The organism is Bradyrhizobium sp. NBAIM08, assembly GCF_020193935.1.
GTDB classification, from domain to species: domain Bacteria; phylum Pseudomonadota; class Alphaproteobacteria; order Rhizobiales; family Xanthobacteraceae; genus Bradyrhizobium; species Bradyrhizobium yuanmingense.
In genome coordinates this window covers 1-404 of the sequence record NZ_JADYVR010000949.1, presented here as the reverse complement: position 1 = coordinate 404, position 404 = coordinate 1, and the positions used below count along the sequence as shown (strand labels likewise).

The 404-nt window shown below is 36.4% G+C and carries 1 protein-coding gene; it reads left to right on the top strand.

Annotation, left to right across the window (positions count from 1 at the left end):
• On the top strand, positions 1-271 hold a 271-nt coding region (locus I6F37_RS42880), incomplete at its 5' end, for a hypothetical protein (protein WP_225154811.1).
• Positions 272-404 lie beyond the last annotated feature (133 nt).

The following is a 404-nucleotide window of genomic DNA, read 5'->3' as shown; positions in this document are numbered from 1 at the left end:
GCATATTTTTTTACAAAAGAAACCCCTCAGGTTTTATAAAAATGTTTTTTCAGTACTGTTTAAACAGAAGACCTGGATCGGTTATGCAGGAAACGGAGAAGGCTTGCCGGCTTTATTAAAACCCGTGATCACCTGTACGTCTTTGCCTTTTGAATTAAATGAATTGCCGGCAGAAAGTTTACATAATACAGACGAATGGTATGCAACCAGCTATTCTGTTTTGCTTGATCTGCAAAAAATAAAAAGAGGTTATCAATATCTTTATTATTGATCTTTTTTGAGGGCATGCACAAAATTTTCAATTACTTTTTCAAGATCATCCGCAATAACAGGCGCTTCGCTGAAATTAAAAGCTTCCGCCTTTTTTAAAGCGCCGTGGATAGAAAAATCCCGCTGTTCTATTG